Raw genomic sequence first — 18,208 nt, 5'->3', positions numbered from 1 at the left:
ATGCGAATGAGGGCTGCCGTTCTTGAGGAGTTCGGGGCGCCGCTGGCGGTCCAGGAGATCGACCTGGCAGAGCCCAAGGCCGGCGAGGTGCTCGTGCGCCTCGTCGCGTGCGGCGTGTGCCACACCGACATGTACACCGCCTCAGGCGCCGACCCGTCCGGCTATGCGCCGGCCGTGCTGGGGCACGAGGGCGCGGGCGTGGTCGAGAAGGTCGGCGAAGGCGTCAGGGACGTCAAGCCGGGCGATCATGTGGTGACGCTCTTCTCGCCGCAGTGCCGCGAATGCGTGCACTGCCTGAGTCCGCGCACGAACCTCTGCATGGCGATCCGCGAGCAGCAGAACAACGGCTACCTGCCCGACGGGACCGCGCGTCTGAGCCGCGCCGGCGAGCCGATCCGGCACTTCATGGGCACCAGCACGTTCGCGGAGTACACGGTGATGCCGGAGATCGCGCTCGCCAAGGTGCCCGAGGAGGCGCCGCTGGACCGTGCCGCCCTCTTCGCCTGCGGCCTCTCGACCGGCCTCGGGGCCGCGATGTACACCGCCAAGGTCGAGCCTGGGAGCACGTGCGTCGTGTTCGGCGCCGGGATGGTCGGGCTCGGCGCCGTCGCCGGCGCGCGGCTGCAGGGCGCTGAGCGGATCATCTGCGTCGATCTCTCCCAGGACCGGCTCGACCTCGCGCGCGGTCAGGGAGCGACCGACACCTGGACCGGCGGCGAGGACGTCGTGCAGCGGATCCTCGATGAGACCGGGGGCTTCGGCGCCGACTACACGTTCGAGGCGACCGGGCTCGTGCACGTCATGCGCCAGGCCGTCGAGTCCGCGCGCATGGGCTGGGGCCTGTGCACGATCGCGGGCGTCGCCGGCAAGGGCGAGACGCTCGAGATCGTGCCGCGCTTGCTGATCACCGGCCGGCGCGTGTGCGGCTCGAGCTTCGGCGGCGTCAAGGGGCGCGACCAGGTGCCGCTGCTCGTCCAGCGCTACCTCGACGGCGAGATCGACGTCGACCCGTTCATCTCGCACCGCATCACGCTCGGCGAGGTCAACCGCGGCTTCGCGCTGATGCATGCCCAGGACGGCATCCGCAGCGTGATCGAGTTCTAGCCCGATGATCGCCGACTTCACCGACGAGGGCGAGATCCAGCGCTATCTCACGGCCCTGCGCGGCAAGGTGGCCGACGGGACGCTGGACGAGCACGCGGGCCCGGCGGCGCAGACGATCGGGCGCGACGTGCTCGACGCGATGCCGCGGACGACCGACGCGCAGGCGCCCGAGCACCCGTTCGTCAGCCATGACCCCACGATCAGCCTGCTGCAGACGTCGCTCGAGGACGAGGCGCGCAAGGCCGGCGTGGTGGGGGAGAAGAAGCACGGCGGGCCGTTCGCGCACATCGTCGCGACGATCGAGTCGATCCTGCACCCCGAGCGCTTCGGTCCGCATGACGACCACTGGGTCACCGGCGTCGGCGCCGCGATGCTCGACCGCCTCGCCAAGGGCAACCACCCGTTCAATCCGGTTCCCGCCGAGCACACGATCGCCGACGACGCGCGGGTCGTCGTGGTCGGCGACTGGGGCTCCGGCCTCCCGCGGGCGCTCGAGGTGGCGCGCCTGATGGCCGAGGAGGTCGCGGATGCGCTCGCCCACGGCCGCGAGGCGCACGTCGTCCACCTCGGCGACGTCTACTACTCCGGCGATCCGGCCGAGTACAAGCACCGGGTGCTGGCTCCCCGCTGCTGGCCGGTCACGGTCGAGCAGGCGCGCGCCGGCGTGACCTCGTGGGCGCTGAACGGCAACCACGACATGTACTCGGGCGGATTCGGCTTCTTCGACACGATGCTGCGCGACGACGAGCGCTTCGCGCGCCAGCGCTCGCCCGACGGCAAGGGGACGAGCTTCTTCCGGCTCAAGACCGGCCACTGGGACATCGCCGGGCTCGACACCTCGTGGGCGCCGGACGTGCTCAGCCTGGGGCAGACGGGCGAGCTGCACGACCCGCAGGCGGCGATCTTGCAGCGCTGGGCTGCCGAGTCCGACCGCAAGCTGATGCTGCTCAGCCATCACCAGCTCGTCTCCGCCTACGACCACGGCGACCTCGGCACCGTCCTCCCGGCCAAGCTCGCACCGCTGCTGCAGGCGCGCCGCATCAGCGCGTGGCTGTGGGGCCACGAGCACCGCTGCATGGGCTTCGCCGACACGCAGGGCGTCCCGGTGATGCGCTGCATCGGTCACGGCGGCGTCCCGATCCCGGCGTCCGCGCGGACGGGCGCCGTCCCGCCGCCTGGCATCTGGGAGGAGACGGGCACCTTCGACGAGCACGACGGCGTCTGGTACCGCTTCGGCTTCGCCGTGCTCGACTTCGCGGGCGCGCGCGTGGACGTGCGCTACCGCGACGACGGCGGAGCGCAGACGCGGGCGGAGAGCTTCTAGACCACGAGCCCGTGGCGGACCGTGTTCTCCGTCAGGACGCGCGGCTCGACGAACTGCAGCAGGTAGCCGGGACCGCCGGCCTTGGTCCCGGTGCCGCTGAGGCGGTTGCCGCCGAACGGCTGGCGCCCCACCATCGCACCCGTGATCTCGCGGTTGACGTAGAGGTTGCCGACCGGCGTGCGCTCGGCGACGTACTCGACCGTGCCGGGGTTGCGCGAGAACAGGCCGCCGGTGAGCGCGAACGGCGACGCGTCGACGCGGTCGCACGCCTCCTCGACCGAGCGCACGCGCTCGACCGCGAGCAGCGGGCCGAAGATCTCGTCGGTCAGGACGGGGGAGTCCTCCGGCAGCTCGGTCGCGAGCGTCGGCGTCGCGAACCAGCCGCGGTTGGGCACATCGCGCGCGACCGCCGCGATCCTGCCGTGGCGCTCGGCCTCGGCGTGGTAGCGGCCGACGCGCTCCTGCGCCTCGCGCTCGATCACCGGGCCGAGGTCGACCTCCGGGTCGCTCGCCTGGCCGACGTCGAGCACCTCCACGGCGCCGGCCATGCGCTCCACCAGCGAGTCGTGGATCGCCTCGTGCGCGAGCACGCGGGCGGCGGCGGAGCACTTCTGGCCCGCGTAGTTGAAGGCCGACTTGATCAGCGCGGGGACGACGTCGTCGAGGTCGGCGTCTGAGTCGACGATCACGCAGTTCTTGCCGCCCATCTCGGCGACGACGCGCTTGAGGTGGCTCTGGCCGGGCTTGGTGTCGGCGGCGCGCCGGAAGATCTCGAGCCCGACCTGGTTGGAGCCGGTGAACGCGATCGTGTGGACGCGCGGGTCCTCGACCAGCCGCGCGCCGACGGGCCCTTCGCCGGGAAGGAAGGACAGCGCGTCCGCCGGGAGCCCGGACTCGCGCAGCGCCTTGACGACCATGAACGCCGTCGCGGGCGTCTGCTCGGCCGGCTTGAGGATTACGGCGTTGCCGGTCGCGAGGCCGGCGCTGACCATGCCCAGCGGGATCGCCGCCGGGAAGTTCCAGGGCGAGATGACGGCGACCACGCCGCGCGGCGCCCAGCGCAGCCGGTTGCGCTCGCCCGGAGGCTGCAGCAGGTCGAAGCCGAGGTCGGGCTGCTCGTCCAGCGCGATCGCGGCACGGGCGTAGTACTCGAGGAAGTCGATCGCCTCGCAGACGTCACCGTCGGCCTCGCGCCACGGCTTGGCCGCCTCGCGGACCTCCAGCGCGGTGACCGCCAGGCGCCGCTCCCGCAGCCACCCGGCGGCCTTGACGAGGACCTCGGCGCGCGCGGCGGCTGGGGTCCGGCCCCAGGTCGTGAACCCGCGCTGCGCGGCCTGCAGCGCGGCGTCGACGTCGGCCTCCGTCGCGACCGCCGCCTCGGCGACGACGCGGTCCGGGGCGCCGGGATCGGTCGAGATGAGCTCCGATCCATGCCGCATGTCCTCGCCCACCCACACCGGCACCTGGAGCGTGCCCTGGGCGTCGAACTCCCGCAGCGCGCCCGCGAGCTGAGCGCGCACGGGGGCGCGGCGCAGTTCGAGGATGGGCTCGTTGGCGAAGGGCTTCATGCGGCACCCACCCTGTGATGGACCGTGCCTGCCGGCGGTGCGAGCAGCACCTCGAGCGGTACTCCCCGGGCCTGCTCGTGCAGGAACGACTCGTTGCTCGTGTTCTCCAGCAGCCGCCGCACGAGGTACGCCATGCCGGCGACGAGGTCGCCGACCGGGCAGTAGGTGCGCACGCGCAGCCCCTGCGCGGCGATCGCGGCCTGCAGCGGGTCGCCGAGCCCGCGCAGCACCTGCAGCTCGAGGTCGGAGTCATCGCCGCCCGCGAGCCGGTTGTAGGCGATCGCATGCGAGACAGAGCGCAGGTTGTGCGAGGCGATCGCGACGCGGACGGCCGGCCGCGCGTCGAGCAGCCGGCGCGTGAGCAGCTCGAAGTTGGCGTCGGTGTCGGCCTTGACGTCGAACACCGGCGCGCTCCAGCCGTGCTGCGCGGCCTGGACGAGCTCGTGGTCCCAGTAGGCGCCCTTGACGAGCCGGATCGTCAGCGACGGCGTCCGCCCGGACGTCGCGAGCCAGCCGAGGATCGTGTCGAGCGTCTGCGGCGAGTCGCGCAGGTAGCCCTGCAGCACCAGCCCGGCCGACGGGCCGTCGCGGAACTCGGCCTCGCCCAGCAGCTCGAGGATCAGCTCGAGCACCGCGTCGCGCGAGTCCATCGACTCCATGTCGATGTGCAGATGGGCGCCGGCCTCCTTCGCGCGCCGCAGGAGCGGGCGCAGCCGGTCGGCGGCGTCGCGCTTGCCGCGCTCGGGCGCGTCGGGGCGCAGGAGCGGCGTGAGGGCGGACACCTTCACGGACAGGTTCGCGCGCGGGAGCGGGCCGACGCTGTCGCGCTCGAGCTGCGGGCGCTCCGGCCACGAGCGCGCCGCGCCGGCGATCGTGTCCAGCGCGTCCACGCAGCGCTCCGCGTAGCGCTGCGCCTCGGCCTGGGTCACGGTCGCCTCGCCGAGCAGGTCCACGGAGGAGGCGACGCCGTCCTTCCACAGGTCCTTGAGGTCGCCGAGCGCCGCCTTCGGCGACTCGCCGACGATGAAGCGCTGCGCCATGTGCTTGACGCCGGCGGCCGCCGCGAGCCCGAGCGCCCGGCGGCCGGCCTTCGAGTTCCCCATCCGCATCGCGACGCCCACGGACGGCGGCGGCTCGGTGATCTCGCCCAGGAAGCCGGTCAGGTGGCGGGCCAGGTCGTCGAGGTTGCGCGTCGCCGGGACGACGTCGACGAAGCGAAACAGCGCGGCCTTGAGCTCCGCGTCCGACGAGGCCAGGTCCATCGCCTTGTCGTCGATCGCCTTCAGCGGGTTGCGCGTGGTGGGCAGAGCGCCCGCCAGCCGCTTCCCGACGTCGAACAACTCGCGCTCCAGCGCCGTACCGTCGACCATGTTCAAGACTCTACGACCGTACCGGTAGCCTGCGCGATCCATGGCACGGGAAGAACGTCTGCTGAGCGTGGTCGCGCCCATGTACGAGGAGGAGGCCACCGTCGAGCCCTTCCTCGCGCGCGTCCGCGCAGCGCTGGAGGGCGTGCCGTTCGAAGTGGTCCTCGTCGACGACGGCTCCAAGGACGGCACCGCCGCCGCGATGGCCGCCGCGGCCGCCGCGGACCCGCGCGTGAAGGTCGTCGCGCTGTCGCGCAACTTCGGCCATCAGCCGGCGCTGACGGCGGGGCTCGAGCACGCGCGCGGCGACGCCGTGGTGATGCTCGACGGCGACCTGCAAGATCCGCCGGAGCTGATCCCGACCATGCTCGAGCGCTGGCGCGAGGGCGTCGACGTCGTCTACGCCGTGCGCGAGCAGCGGCTCGGCGAGACGGTCTTCAAGAAGACGACCGCGCGCTGGTTCTACCGCGCCTTCCGCCGCCTGACCAGCATGGACCTGGCGGTCGAGTCCGGCGACTTCCGGCTGATGGACCGGCGCGCCCTCGACGCGCTCCTCTCGATGCCCGAGCGCAACCGGTTCCTGCGCGGCATGACGGTGTGGGTCGGCTTCACGCAGACCGCCGTCCCGTTCGTGCGCGAGGAGCGCAGCGCCGGCGTGACGAAGTACCCGCTGCGCAAGATGCTGCGGTTCTCGTTCGACGCGATCACCTCGTTCTCGAGCGCGCCGCTGCAGTGGGCGACCTTCCTGGGCTTCGCGTTCTCGTTCCTCGCCTTCCTGGGCATCCCGCTGACGATCATCGCCCGCTACACGCAGATCTACGAGCGCGGCGTCCCGTCGACGATCCTGATCATCCTGCTGCTGGGCGGGATCCAGCTGATCACGGTCGGGATCATCGGCGAGTACGTGGGCCGGATCTATGACGAGGTCAAGCACCGGCCGCTGTACGTCGTCGGCCGGCGCATCAACCTCGACGAGCGCGACGAGTCGTGAGGGTCGCGGTGCTCGGGGCCGGCGTGGCCGGCCTGGTCGCGGCGTACCGGCTCACGCAGGCGGGCCACGCGGTCGACGTCTACGAGCGCTGGCCAGGGCTGGGCGGCCAGGCCGCGACGCTCGATGTCGGCGAGGGCCACCTGCTCGAGCGCTACTACCACCACCTCTTCTCGACCGACCGCCACATCGCGGCGCTCTACGACGAGCTCGGTATGCCGGACGAGCTGGAGTGGCTGTCCTCCAGCGTCGCGTACTTCGCGCAGGGCCGGCAGTGGCCGTTCGTCACGCCGCTGGACCTGCTGCGCTTCAAGCCGCTGCCGCCGCTGTCGCGGGTCCGCCTCGGCGCGGTCGTGCTCGGCATCCAGCGCGGCCCCGGCGACCCGGGGCCGTTCGAGAACGTCACCGCGCGCGCCTGGATCGAGCGCTGGATGGGCAAGGCCGCCTGGCGCGCGCTGTGGGGGCCGCTGCTGCGCGGCAAGTTCGGCGAGCGCGCGGACGAGATCGCGATGGTGTGGCTGCAGAACAAGTTCCGGCTGCGGCGGGGCGACGACGCCTCCGAGGAGAAACTCGGCTACCCGAAGCGGTCGTGGGAGCCGCTGTTCGCCGAGCTGGCCCGCCGGATCGAGGCCGGCGGCGGCCGCGTGCTGATCGATCGCCCTGCCGCGCGGCTGGCGCCGGGGTTCGTCGTCACGCCGGGGGCTCCGGGATCGTTCCGCGCCGGGCTCGATCCCCGCGCGTTCGAGACGCTGCCCGACGAGCGCTACGACGCCGTGCTGTCCACGCTCCCGAACGACGTGATGGACGGGCTCGTGGCGCCCGGCCTGCTGCCGGACGCCTACCGCGCGCAGCTGCGCGGGATCGAGTACTTCACGGCGCTCTGCCTGCTGATCGAGCTCGACCGCCGCTTCTCGCCGTACTACTGGACGAACATCGGCGACGACGCGCTGCCGTTCGTCGGCCTGATCGAGCACACGAACCTGATGGGCGCCGAGCGCTACGGCGGGCGGCGCTTCCTCTACGTGGCCAACTACCTGCCGCGCGACCACGAGTTGCTCGGGCTGGACGCCGAGGAGGTCCTGGAGCGCTATACGCCCGGGCTGCGCGCGGTCAACCCGGCGTTCTCGCGCGACTGGGTCAAGCGCCTGTGGCTGCATCGCGAGCCCGCGGCGCAGCCGATCGTCACGGTCGGCTACCGCGCCAAGATCCCGGCGCTCAAGACGCCCGTGCGCGGGCTCGTGCTGGCGAACACGACGCAGATCTTCCCCGAGGACCGCGGGACGAACTACGCGGTTCGGCTCGGCGGCGACGCGGCGCGCGCCCTGCTGGAGTGGCTTCCGGGCTAGCTTTGCCGGGCGTCTCGACGGCCGTACGTCGGGACAGTGCGTAGTCCGAGTACGGACGACCGTACCTCTCCAGACAGGCTGGCACCGTTGAAGTACCCCGACTTCGCTGTCGATACTCCTCACATGCCCGCCCGCCGCCCCCAGAACTGGCTTTCCCGAGCCCTGTCCGGCCGGCGGCCGAACGCCGAGACGGACCTCGAGCACTGCCCGAACTGCGACCGGGACTTCGTGTATCCGGTCGAGTGGGAGCCGGTCAGCAAGGAGAGCTGGTGGATGCTCCTGCGCTGCGCCGAGTGCGACACCTGGCGCGAGGCCACCGTTCCGAACGCCATCGCCGATCGCTTCGACGTCGAGCTCGACCGCCGCGCCGACGTGATGCACCGTGCCCTGCAGAAGATCGACCGCGAGCAGATGGTCGCCTCGGCGAACACGATGATCGCGGCGCTGCGCCACAACCTGATCGACGCGGCCGACTTCTCCTAGCGACGCGAGCGCACGCCGTCTTCCGGCGAACTAGATCTCGAGCCGCTCGTCCTCGAGGTCGAGCTCGCGCTCGAGCCGGTGCATCACGTCGTTGGAGATGTCGCCGGCGTTGCGCAGGCGGACGATCTCGCGCCGCTGCGCCTCGAGGACCTCGCGGACGAGCGTCTGGTACTGCGCCGAGCGGTCCTCGTAGCCGTCGTCGTCGGCCATGCCGGCCCGCGCGGCGAAGCGGCGCTTGCGGTAGCGGTACGCGTTGCGCATGCGCTCGATCGTGTCGTCGCGGGTCCACGTCTCTCCTTCGAGCTCGTCGATCCGGGCCAGGGCGGCCTTGGCCGCCATCAGCCGCCCTTTGAGCTCCTCGCGCTCCTCGCGCCCGTCGTCGTGGACGGCGAGCGCGCCGATCAGCCACGGCAGCGTCAGCCCTTGGAGCACGAGCGTGGTGAAGATCACCGCGAAGGTGAGGAAGATCAGCAGGTCGCGCTGCTCGAAGCCGCTCGGGAGCGCGAGCGCCGCGGCGAGCGACACCGCCCCGCGCATGCCCGCCCAGCCGATGACCGTGCGCGCCTGCCAGGTGGACCGGCGCGCGCGGACGCTCTCGCGCCGGTCGATAGCCCGGATCACGTACACGATCGTGTGCTGCCACACGAGCCGCGTCACGATCACGGCCGCGCTCACCGCCGCGCCGTATGCCAGCAGCGTGCCGGCCGCGAAGGCGTCGAGCGCGCCCACGATGTTCGGCAGCTGCAGCCCGACGAGCACGAACAGGAACGCGTTGAGCAGGAACTGCAGCAGCTCCCACATGCCGAAGCCCTGCAGCCGCGTCGCCGGCGACGCGATCTCCGGCGCCCGCCAGCCGACGTAGCAGCCGACCGTCACCGCCGCGAGCACCGCGGACACGCCGATGTGCTCGGCCGGGACGTAGGCGGCGTACGCGGTCAGCAGGCTGATCGTGTTCTCCACCAGCGGGTCGTCCAGCCGCCGCCGGATCTCGGCGATCACATAGCCGACCGCGAGGCCGACGGCGATCCCTCCTGCCGCCTTCCAGACGAAGTCCCAGCCCGCGTCGAGCAACGAGAACCCGGCGCCGGCGGCCGCCGCGACGGCGATCCTGTACGCCACCAGCGCGGTGGCGTCGTTGACGAGCGACTCGCCTTCCAGGACCGAGACCATCCGCCGCGGCACGCCGAGCCGGCGGGCGATCGCCGTCGCCGCCACCGGGTCGGTCGGGCCGACGATCGCCCCGAGCGCGAAGCACGCCGGCCACGAGAGGGCGTCGATGAATTCGTGCGCGATCGCCGCGACCACGACCATCGTCGCCAGCACGAGCCCGATCGAGAGCAGCGAGATCGCCCGCAGGTCCTCGCGCAGGTCGCGCAGGTTCGCGAAGAACGCGCCGAGGTACAGCAGCGGCGGGAGGAAGACGACCAGGACCAGGTCCGGGTCCAGCTGCGCGTCCGGCAGCCCGGGGACGAGCCCGAGCAGCACGCCGCCGAGCACCAGCACGATCGGATACGGCACGTTGATCGTCCGTGCGGCGGCTGAGAGCACCGCAACCGAGACGAGCAGCGCGATCAGGATGATCTCGACTTCGTCCGACGTCAGGCTGAACTCAATACCACTACGCCGCCGCGGTCGACCTCGACGACCTCGCCCCGCTCGAGCAGCAGGTCCACGTGCCCGAGCACCTCGCTGAGCGTGAGGTAGGCCTGGGTGACCGCGACGTTGCCCCAGATCGCCTGCGCGAGCTCGTGCGCTGTGCGCGGCTGCTCGGCGATCAGCCTGCCGATCCGGCGGGCGCGCCGCTCGTGCATCGAGAAGCGCTCGTCGATCAGCGCCGCGTGGTCGCCGAACGCCTCGCCGTGGCCGGGCAGGACGCGCGAGACCGGCATCGCGCGCGTCTCGCGCAGTGACTCCATGTACATCACCAGCGCCCGCGGTCGCCCGTCGCCCGGCTCGCCCGATCGCCCGCCGAGCGGGCGCGAGATCAGCGGGTTGGACGAGATGTGCTTGATCAGGTGATCGCCGCCGATCAGCTCGCCGCTCGCCGCGTCGTACAGCAGCGTGTCCGACGGGGAGTGCCCTGGGCGGTGGAGGACCTGCAGCGTGCGGCCGGCGAACCCGAGCTCCTCGCCGTCGCGCAGCAGCGACGCGACGTTCGCGCTCCCGCCCCAGCCGCGGTAGGCGCGAGACACCGCGGCCAGCGCGGTCACGACGTCGCGCGGGATCCCGTGGCGCAGCATCAGCGCGACCGCGAGCTCGTCGTTGGCGTCCGCGTGCTCGCCGAAGCGCTCCACGAGCGGCGCGAGGTGGTCGAGCACCGCGACCTCGGCGCCCGAGCGGTCGGCCAGGACGCCGACGAGCCCGAGGTGGTCGCTGTGCTGGTGCGTGATGACGATCCGCTCGAGGTCCTCGATCCGGCGCCCGCGCTCGCGCAGCATGTCCGACAGCTCGACCAGCGCCTTGCCGGAGTTCGGCCCCGTGTCGACCAGCGTCAGCGGGTCGTCGTCGATCAGGTAGCAGTTCACCCGCCCGACCGCGAACGGCGTCGGGACCGGGAGGGTGTGGATCATGAGCGGATCAGGTCCAGGACCTCGTCGCGGCGGCGTTCCATGTCGGCCTGGGAGACGAGGCTCTCGAGGTTCAGGCGCAGCAGCGGCTCGGTGTTGGACGGGCGCACGTTGAAGTGCCAGTCCTCGTAGTCCACGGAGATGCCGTCGAGCCCGGTGATCTCGGCGTCGGCGTAGCGCGCGCGGATCTCCTCGATCTTGGCCTGCGGGTCGGCGACCTCGGAGTTGATCTCGCCCGAGATGAAGTACGTCGAGCGCAGCTCGCCGAGCAGCTCAGAGAGCGTCCTCTCCTGCTTGGACAGCAGCTCGAGGATCAGCAGCGCGGGGATCGTGCCGGAGTCGGCGTTGTAGAAGGCCTTGAAGTAGTAGTGGCCGGAGACCTCGCCGCCGAACTCGCCGCCCTCGTCGCGCATGCGCGTCTTGAAGAATGCGTGGCCGACGCGGTTGACGACCGCGCGCCCGCCGTGCCGCGCCACGGTGTCCGGCACGGCGCGAGAGGCGCGGACGTCGTAGAGGATGTCGGCGCCCGGCACCTTCTCGAGCACCGAGGCGGCGAGCAGCGCGGTGAGGAAGTCGCCGGCGACGAACTCGCCGTCGCCATCGATGAAGAAGCAGCGGTCGGCGTCGCCGTCCCAGGCGATCCCGAGGTCGGCGCCGGTCTCGCGCACCTTGGCGATGATGAACTCGCGGTTCTCCGGCAGCAGCGGGTTCGGCTCATGATCGGGGAACTCGCCGTCGGGCTGCCAGTAGGTCGGCACCAGCGTCAGGTTCGGGAGCTGCTCGAGGATCGGGCCGACCATCGGCCCTGCCATGCCGTTGCCGCCGTCGAGCACCACCGTGAGCGGGCGGATGGCGTCCGGGTCGATCATCGCGAGCGCGGTCGCCTGGAAGTCGGCGTACAGGTCGACCGCTTCGACGGAGCCGCGGGGTGCGTGGGACCCGATCTCGGGCAGGCCGTCCTCGATCAGCTTGCGGATGTCCTGCAGCCCGCGGTCGCCGGACAGCGCGACGGCCCCGCGCTCGACCATCTTGGCGCCCGTGTAGGCCTTCGGGTTGTGTGACGCGGTGCACATCAGCCCGCCGTCGAGGCCACGCGAGCCGACCAGCCAGTAGAGCATCTCGGTGCCGACCATCCCCGCGTCGAGGACGTGCGCGCCCTCGGCCACGAGCCCGTCGCGGTACCGCGCGGCCAGCTCGGGCGCGGACAGGCGCATGTCGCGGCCCAGGCCGACCCGCAGCTCGCTCGCCGGCTTGCCGCCCAGGCGCGCCAGCACGCGCGCGAGTCCGCGGCCGATCGCCTCAGCCGTGTCGCCGTCGATCTCGTCGCCGTAGAGGCCGCGAACGTCGTAGGCCTTGAAGATCCTGGAGAGCTCAGTCACGGGCATCGCGGGGCAGGATAGGGTCCCCCCGACCGCCTCCGTCCTAACCTCTCGCCGTGCCCACGCTCCACGCAGAACGCTCCGGCGACGGCGATCCCGTCGTCTTCCTCCACGGCGCGGCCGGCAGCAGCCGCACCTACGGCTGGCTGCCGGACCTGGGGCGGGCCGTCATCCGTCCCGACCTCCGCGGTCACGGCCGCTCGCCGCGAGCCCCGGGCGCCTACGTGCTGGGCGACTACGTGGACGACGTCGTCGCCCTGCTGCGGGAGGTCGGCCCGGCGCCGGTCGTCGGGCACTCGCTCGGCGGCGTCGTGGCGTGGACGATCGCGCAGCGCCACCCCGGACTGGTGACCTCGGTCGTGCTCGAGGACCCGCCGCTCTACATGGGCGAGCCCGACGAGCACGCGCGCAACCCCGCCGTGCCGCACTTCGTCGCCCTGCGCGCGACCGCCGCCGGCTGGCAGGCGGACGGCACCGGCCACGCCGAGGCCACCGCCCACCTCGCCGCACAGCCTTACGGCCCCGACCCGTCGCGCGCGACCGCCGACGTCTCGGCCGAGGACGCGATCGCCGCCCGGGCCTACGCGCTGCTGCACCTCGATCCCGGCGTGATCTCCCCGCTCGTCGACGGCACCGCCCTCGCTTTGACAGATGTCGAAGCGCCGGTGGAGGCGCCGGTCCTCGTCATCGCCGCCGACGAGGCCCTCGGCGCCGGCTTCCCGACCGCACACCAGGAGCGCCTGGCGATCACCCACCCGCAGGTCGAGGTGCGCCGCATCACCGGCGCGGGGCACAGCATCCACGACGAGAGCGCCCACCGGACGGCCTATCTCCGGGCGGTAGCCGAACGCCTAGACTGCTAGGCCATGGCCGGACACTCGAAATGGGCGGGGATCAAGCACAAGAAGGCGATCGTCGATTCGCGCCGCGGCAAGCTGTTCACCAAGCTCGCCCGAGCGATCACCGTCGCCGCCAAGGAGGGCGGGGGCGACATCGACGGCAATCCCGCGCTGTCACTGGCCGTGCAGAAGGCGCGCGACGCCTCGATGCCGAAGGACAACATCGAGCGCGCGATCGCGAAGGGCACCGGCGAAGGCGCCGACGCGGACGCGCTCGAGGCCGTGATGTACGAGGGCTACGGCCCGGGCGGCGTCGCGATCCTCGTCGAGGCCCTGACCGACAACCGCAACCGCACCGGGTCCGAGATCCGCCACGCCTTCAACAAGGCCGGCGGCAACCTCGGCGAGCCCGGCTCCGTCGCCTATCTCTTCGACAAGAAGGGCGTCGTGGTCGTCGACGGCGAGCAGTACTCCGAGGACGATCTCATGCCGGCGATCGAGGCGGGCGCGGAGGACATCGTGGCCGACGACGACGTCTTCGAGGTGCTGACCGAGCCCTCCGACCTCGCCGCCGTGCGCGCCGCGCTGGTCGAGGCGGGGATCGAGGTCCATGAGGCGTCGGTCATGCAGCGCCCGAAGACGACCGTCCCGCTCGACGAGGACGGCGCCGTGAAGGTGATGAAGCTGATCGACACGCTCGAGGAGCTCGACGACACCGACACGGTGCACGCGAACTTCGACGTGGATGCCGAGATCATGGAGCGGGTCGCGGGCTGAATTCGCGGTACGGGCTCAGTCGAGACGCCCGTACGACTCGAGGATCTTCAGCGCCCGCAGGGTCAGCACGCCGATCCACTCGCTGCCGATCGCGGGCGTCCAGATCAGCCACTTCGGATGCCAGCCGCCGTCCTCGCCCTGCTCGGCGGCGAGCAGGTCGAGCGCGGCGTCGATCTCGGCGTCGCTGAACCACGCGCGGGCGAAGCTGTCCGGCCGCGGCGCGAAGTCGTAGGCGTGATGCACCTCGCCGGCGGCATAGCCCTCGGGTGCGTGGCCGATCAGGCCCTGCTCGCGGACCAGCTCGCCGACGCGCGCGGCGCCGGCGGCGTCACCCACCGAATCGAGGAACGCGATCGCCGCCTCGGCCTCGTACGGATGCGTCCGGTCCATCGCGTCGATCTTCGCCCGGCAGAACGCGGTCGCGCGCTCGACCCACGGGTGCCGCACACCGTTCAGGCGCGCGAGGACGTGGGCGGTCGCGATCAGCGAGCCGCCCGGCTCGATCCCCCACCACGGCGCGCGCGGATACGGCTCGAGCGAAGGGAGCGCCAGCGGGAGCCCGCCGTCCGGGGCGGTCAGCGTCTCGAGGTGGTCGCAGAGCGCGGGGGCGACGGCGTCGAGCTCCTCCAGCACCTCCAGCGCGGCCCAGATGTGCGGCGGCTGGCTGACCGGCCCGCGGCCGTCGGGCTCGAGCGCGTAGCCGTAGCCGCCGTCCGCCGTGCGGTAGGGAGCGAGCGCGGCGAGCACGGCGTCGGCGCCGCCGCCGAGGTAGCGGTGCTCGAAGCGGCGCTGCTCGAGCACGCGGGCGCTGGACCAGATCGCGCCGGCCGCGCGGGAGATCGTCTCGTTCATCACCCGGGACCGTACGGCCCGGCCGCCCCGCGCGATTGAATGAATCGGACGTGACGATCGCGTTCCGCCTGCCCGCGTCGGCCGCCGAGCGGGTCGCGTTCTCGTACTCGCCCTCGCTGGAGGCGGTGCTCAGCCTCGAGCCCAAGCACCATCCGCTGCAGCACGGGTGGGTGCGGGCGATGCAGCGCCTGCCGGCCGCCCTCAAGCGCGAGATCGACGCGCTCGCGTTCGTCTATCGCGCGTACTTCCCCGAGTCTTCTTCCCGTCGCCCGCGGGCGAGCTGCTCGGGTTCGCCGACGAGCTCGAGCGGCTGCGGCCGCTCGATCCGGCGCTGGTGCAGCGGGAGTACGCGATCCCGTTCGTCGGCGACGGGCCGCTCGATCCCCTGCGCGTGCCGGCGGCGATCCTGGACGATCCCGCGGCGCTGCACGCGCGCTTCCTGGCGCTGCTCGAGGCCTACTGGGAGGAGGCGTTCGCGCAGGAATGGGAGCGGATCGAGCCGGACCTCGCCGCGAGCGTCGCCGAGGCCGGGCGCCAGATCGCGGCCAACGGCGTGTACGGGCTGCTGCGCGGGCTCTTCCCGGAGGTCCGCAGTGATCCCGCCGACGGGCGCTTCTGGCTCGAGCGCGACCACGACCACGAGGTGACGGTCGGGCCGGGGGAGACGCTCGTGCTCGCGCCGAGCGCCTACGTCTGGCCGCACGTGCGCGTCAGCTGCGACGCCCCGTGGCCGTTCGGGCTCGTGTTCCCCGCGAGCTCGATCACGCGCGAGGCGCGGCCGCGGATCCCGCCGGCGCAGCTGGTCGGCGTCCTGCGGGCGCTGGCGGACGACACGCGGCTGCGCGCCCTGCGGCTGATCGCCGAGCGGCCGCGCTCGACGCAGGAGCTCGCGCCGCTCGTGGGCGTCTCGGAGGCGGCGCTTTCCAAGCACCTGCGCGCGCTCGCCGACGCCGGGCTGCTCGAGCGCCGGCGCGAGGGCTATTACGTGCTCTACCGGCTCGTGGAGGAGCAGCTCGAGGCGGTCGCGCCGAGCCTTGACGGGTTCCTCCGCGACGCCTGATTCGCTCTTTGCGAAATCAGTTGATCCGGGCCCGCCGGACGCGCATGCTGCGCGGCCGTGCTGCGCAATCGCGACTTCCTGCTCCTCTTCGCCGGCCAGGGCATCTCCAGGCTCGGCGACGGCCTCTACACGGCCGCGGTCTCGTGGATCGCGTGGTCGCTCTCGCACGACCCGGGGTCGGTCGCGTTCGTGATCGTCGCCGCCAACCTGCCGACGTTCCTCTTCACGGTCGTCGGCGCCTCCTACGCCGACCGCTACGACCGCCGCCGGCTGATGATCGCCACCGATCTCGGCCGCTTCGCGCTCGTGGCGCTCGCGCCGCCGCTGCTGCTCGCGGGCGCGTTGAGCCTGACGGTCCTGACCGTGGGCGCCGCCCTGCTGTCGCTGGTCGGCGCGCCGTTCGCGCCCGCCCGCAACGCCCTCGTCCCGCGGATCGTGCCGGCCGAGCGGCTCGTGGAGGCCAACGGCCTGCTGCAGGTGGCGTTCCGCTCGGCGTACTTCGTCGGGCCGCTGCTGCTCGCGCCGCTGCTCGCGTTCGCCTCGATGCCGGTCGTGCTGGCGCTCGACGCGGCGACGTTCCTCGCCTCCGCCGCGACGCTCGCGCGGATGCGCGTGCCGCATGTGGCGGCCGAGCGGGTCGGGCTGCGCGAGGATCTCGCGGCCGGCTTCGCGGTCCTGCGGGAGGCGCCCGACGTGATGGTCGTGATCGGGACGTTCGTGCTCGCGCTCGTCGCCGCCTCCGGGTTCCTGACCGTCGGCGTCGTCGCGCTGGTGGGCGAACGGCTCGACGGGCAGGGCGGCGAGTACGGCCTCTTGCTCGGGATCGCGGGCGTCGCCGAAGTCTTCGGGGCCTTCGCGGTCGCGCGGCTGAGGCTGCGCAACCTGGCGCTGACCGCCGTGCTGGCCTGGGCCGTGCTCGGCGCCTTCCGGTTCCCGCTGGGGCTGACGACCACGCCGGCGGCCGCCGGGGCGCTGCTCGCGGTGACGGGGTTCTCGTCGGCGCTGACCGACATCCCGCTCGTCGCGCTGGTTCAGCGCCGGATTCCGGACCGGCACCTGGCGAAGGTGTTCGGCCTGTGGGAGGGCGGGATCGCGGGCGCCGTCGCGCTGGCGCCGGTGATCGCCGCGTTCCTGATCGCCCACGTGGGCGTGCGGACCGGCTTCATGCTCTCCGGCGCGGGGCTGATCGCCCTGTCCGGCGTCGCCGCGCTCACCCTCGCCAGGGCAGGCGCTCTCCGGCCGGCTGAACGCCCAGCGTGACGAGCTCCGCGGGAGTCCGGCCGGCGAGCCGCCGGCACTCGCGCGTGAGGTGCGCCTGGTCGGCGTAGCCGGCGGCGAAGGCGAGGCCGGCGAGGTCGTCGCGCCACGCGGGACCCGCCGCCGGCGCGGGATGGCCTGGCGGGTCCACCCGCGCGGGATCTGCGGCCGCGCCGTCGTCATCTCCCCGCGCGAGCAGCAGGAACCGCTGGAAGCGCAGGATGCGGGCGAGCGTCTTCGGGCCGAACCCGACCGCGTCGGCGAAGCGCCGGCGCAGCTGGCGCTCGCTGATGCCGAGCTGCGCGCCCAGGTCCGCCACGCGCGCGCCCGGCGCCGCGAGACCGACCGCCGCGGCGCGCGTCAGCGGGTCCGCCGGCCCGGCCGCCCGGGCGCGGATCGCGCCGATCAGCCCCGGCAGCCCATCCGTCGCCGCGGCCTCCTCGATCGCCTCGCCGTCGCGCCAGATCTCCGCGACCGGGACCCGCAGATCGGCGAGCTCCTCCGCCGGCAGCCCGAGCCCGGTGCCCGCGGCGCCGAGCCGGAAGCGCACGCCGAACACGGGCGTCCCGCGCGGCGGCGAGTCGAGCGCGACCGTCGCGGGCCCCGCGACCACGAGCTCAGTTCCGTCCCAGACGACGTCCGCGCATCCGTCGGGCAGGATCCGCCCGCCCCTGGCGACGCTCGTCCAGACGCAGGCGAGCAGCGGCGCGAGATCCTGCGGCGGCGGGAGCTCGCGGTACATACCGGCGATTGTCGCAGCGGGATCCGGGAACATGCAGCGGATGCTGCGTTCTCCGTGGTCGCCGGCGGCGCTGCTGCTCGTGCTGCTGATGGCGCTCGGCTCGGTCGTGATGTGGATCGGCGTCCCGCTCGGCCTGATCTACCTGGCCTCGCGCCTCGCGGGCTCCTCGAACCCGAGCGCCGGGCCGTACGTGCTCGTCCTGGTCGGCCTCCCGATCGGGATGGCGATCGTCGGAAGGTGCCTCGGGATGCTCGACCGCGCCCACTCGCGCCTGACCGGCCGCGCCGACGACACGCGCCGCCCGCCCGCGTGGATGCGCTCGATGCGGGCCGAACGCGGGTCCACGCGCCGCGGCGGGGTGCTCGACCGCGTGATGATCGCGTCCGTCGCGATCGCGATCGTCGCGTTCGGGATCTGGTTCTTCGCCTTCGCCGGCTCGTCGCTGCCGAACTGACGCCGATCCCTGCGAAACGAGCCCGCAGGGCGAGATTCGCAACGGGCGCCAGCTGCGCGGGAGAATCGCCCCCTGGGCGATCTCTCCCTGCGAAACGAGCC

The 18,208-nt window shown here is 72.8% G+C and carries 17 protein-coding genes; 10 read left to right on the top strand and 7 right to left on the bottom strand.

The genetic code is table 11. The annotated features are described in order from the left end of the window. Positions 1–1,104 (top strand): alcohol dehydrogenase catalytic domain-containing protein, encoded by a 1,104-nt coding sequence (locus tag H958_RS0133000; RefSeq protein ID WP_028061776.1) that lies wholly within the window; start codon positions 1–3, stop codon positions 1,102–1,104. 4 nt (positions 1,105–1,108) lie between these two features. After that, the gene (locus H958_RS0132995) at positions 1,109–2,428 is read left to right on the top strand and encodes a metallophosphoesterase family protein (protein ID WP_028061775.1); all 1,320 of its coding nucleotides are present in this window, start codon (positions 1,109–1,111) and stop codon (positions 2,426–2,428) included. On the opposite strand, the gene H958_RS44605 is transcribed toward H958_RS0132995, so the two are convergent. Together H958_RS44605 and H958_RS44600 are read right to left on the bottom strand one after the other, a co-directional pair. Further along, on the bottom strand, positions 2,425–3,996 hold the full coding sequence (locus H958_RS44605; RefSeq protein WP_051325163.1) for an aldehyde dehydrogenase family protein: 1,572 nt from the start codon (positions 3,994–3,996) through the stop codon (positions 2,425–2,427). The genes H958_RS0132995 and H958_RS44605 overlap by 4 nt on opposite strands. Continuing rightward, positions 3,993–5,366: a proline dehydrogenase family protein gene (locus H958_RS44600; protein WP_051325162.1), complete on the bottom strand. Its 1,374-nt coding sequence runs from the start codon at positions 5,364–5,366 to the stop codon at positions 3,993–3,995. Before H958_RS44600 ends, H958_RS44605 begins: the two co-directional genes overlap by 4 nt. 40 nt (positions 5,367–5,406) lie before the next feature. Here H958_RS44600 and H958_RS0132985 point away from each other — a divergent pair, with 40 nt between their 5' ends. From H958_RS0132985 to H958_RS0132975, 3 genes are all read left to right on the top strand, one after another. Next, positions 5,407–6,354 carry a glycosyltransferase family 2 protein gene (locus H958_RS0132985; protein ID WP_028061774.1) on the top strand — a complete coding sequence of 316 codons (948 nt, stop codon included), beginning with the start codon at positions 5,407–5,409 and terminating at the stop codon, positions 6,352–6,354. Continuing rightward, on the top strand, positions 6,351–7,697 hold the full coding sequence (locus H958_RS42220; protein ID WP_051325161.1) for an NAD(P)/FAD-dependent oxidoreductase: 1,347 nt from the start codon (positions 6,351–6,353) through the stop codon (positions 7,695–7,697). Before H958_RS0132985 ends, H958_RS42220 begins: the two co-directional genes overlap by 4 nt. Positions 7,698–7,820: 123 nt before the next feature. Next, a complete protein-coding gene (locus tag H958_RS0132975) occupies positions 7,821–8,180 on the top strand; it encodes a hypothetical protein (protein WP_028061773.1) in 360 nt (119 codons plus the stop codon). Between the two features lie 30 nt (positions 8,181–8,210). Here H958_RS0132975 and H958_RS0132970 read toward each other — a convergent pair whose 3' ends face one another. The 3 genes from H958_RS0132970 to H958_RS0132960 are packed head-to-tail and all read right to left on the bottom strand — an operon-like array spanning position 8,211 to position 12,132. Beyond that, a complete protein-coding gene (locus H958_RS0132970; RefSeq protein WP_255325487.1) occupies positions 8,211–9,752 on the bottom strand; it encodes a Na+/H+ antiporter in 1,542 nt (513 codons plus the stop codon). Between the two features lie 26 nt (positions 9,753–9,778). Beyond that, on the bottom strand, positions 9,779–10,750 hold the full coding sequence (locus H958_RS0132965; protein WP_028061771.1) for an MBL fold metallo-hydrolase: 972 nt from the start codon (positions 10,748–10,750) through the stop codon (positions 9,779–9,781). Beyond that, positions 10,747–12,132 carry a phosphomannomutase/phosphoglucomutase gene (locus H958_RS0132960; protein ID WP_028061770.1) on the bottom strand — a complete coding sequence of 462 codons (1,386 nt, stop codon included), beginning with the start codon at positions 12,130–12,132 and terminating at the stop codon, positions 10,747–10,749. Before H958_RS0132960 ends, H958_RS0132965 begins: the two co-directional genes overlap by 4 nt. Positions 12,133–12,182: 50 nt before the next feature. Between H958_RS0132960 and H958_RS44595 the strand changes: the two genes are divergently transcribed. After that, on the top strand, positions 12,183–12,989 hold the full coding sequence (locus tag H958_RS44595) for an alpha/beta fold hydrolase (protein WP_028061769.1): 807 nt from the start codon (positions 12,183–12,185) through the stop codon (positions 12,987–12,989). A 3-nt stretch (positions 12,990–12,992) separates the two neighbouring features. Continuing rightward, complete coding sequence (locus H958_RS0132950; protein ID WP_028061768.1) at positions 12,993–13,742, top strand: YebC/PmpR family DNA-binding transcriptional regulator; 750 nt, start codon at positions 12,993–12,995, stop codon at positions 13,740–13,742. Positions 13,743–13,757: 15 nt separating this feature from the next. Here H958_RS0132950 and H958_RS0132945 read toward each other — a convergent pair whose 3' ends face one another. Beyond that, positions 13,758–14,594, bottom strand: a complete 837-nt coding sequence (locus tag H958_RS0132945; RefSeq protein ID WP_028061767.1) for a hypothetical protein — start codon at positions 14,592–14,594, stop codon at positions 13,758–13,760. 334 nt (positions 14,595–14,928) lie between these two features. On the opposite strand from H958_RS0132945, the gene H958_RS42210 reads away from it, so the two are divergent. Then, entirely contained in the window at positions 14,929–15,654 is a 726-nt protein-coding gene (locus H958_RS42210; RefSeq protein WP_196807688.1) for an ArsR/SmtB family transcription factor, read from the top strand. Between the two features lie 57 nt (positions 15,655–15,711). Next, positions 15,712–16,914 (top strand): MFS transporter, encoded by a 1,203-nt coding sequence (locus tag H958_RS42205; RefSeq protein WP_037412665.1) that lies wholly within the window; start codon positions 15,712–15,714, stop codon positions 16,912–16,914. Here H958_RS42205 and H958_RS42200 read toward each other — a convergent pair. After that, positions 16,865–17,653: a helix-turn-helix domain-containing protein gene (locus H958_RS42200; protein WP_051325160.1), complete on the bottom strand. Its 789-nt coding sequence runs from the start codon at positions 17,651–17,653 to the stop codon at positions 16,865–16,867. The two genes, H958_RS42205 and H958_RS42200, sit on opposite strands and share 50 nt — an antisense overlap. Positions 17,654–17,693: 40 nt before the next feature. Between H958_RS42200 and H958_RS0132925 the strand changes: the two genes are divergently transcribed. Next, a complete protein-coding gene (locus H958_RS0132925; RefSeq protein WP_156028470.1) occupies positions 17,694–18,107 on the top strand; it encodes a hypothetical protein in 414 nt (137 codons plus the stop codon). The last annotated feature ends 101 nt before the right edge of the window (positions 18,108–18,208 follow it).

It is taken from the genome of Candidatus Solirubrobacter pratensis (assembly GCF_000425945.1).
Taxonomy (GTDB): domain Bacteria; phylum Actinomycetota; class Thermoleophilia; order Solirubrobacterales; family Solirubrobacteraceae; genus Solirubrobacter; species Solirubrobacter pratensis.
This window is presented reverse-complemented; position numbering and strand designations above follow the sequence as displayed.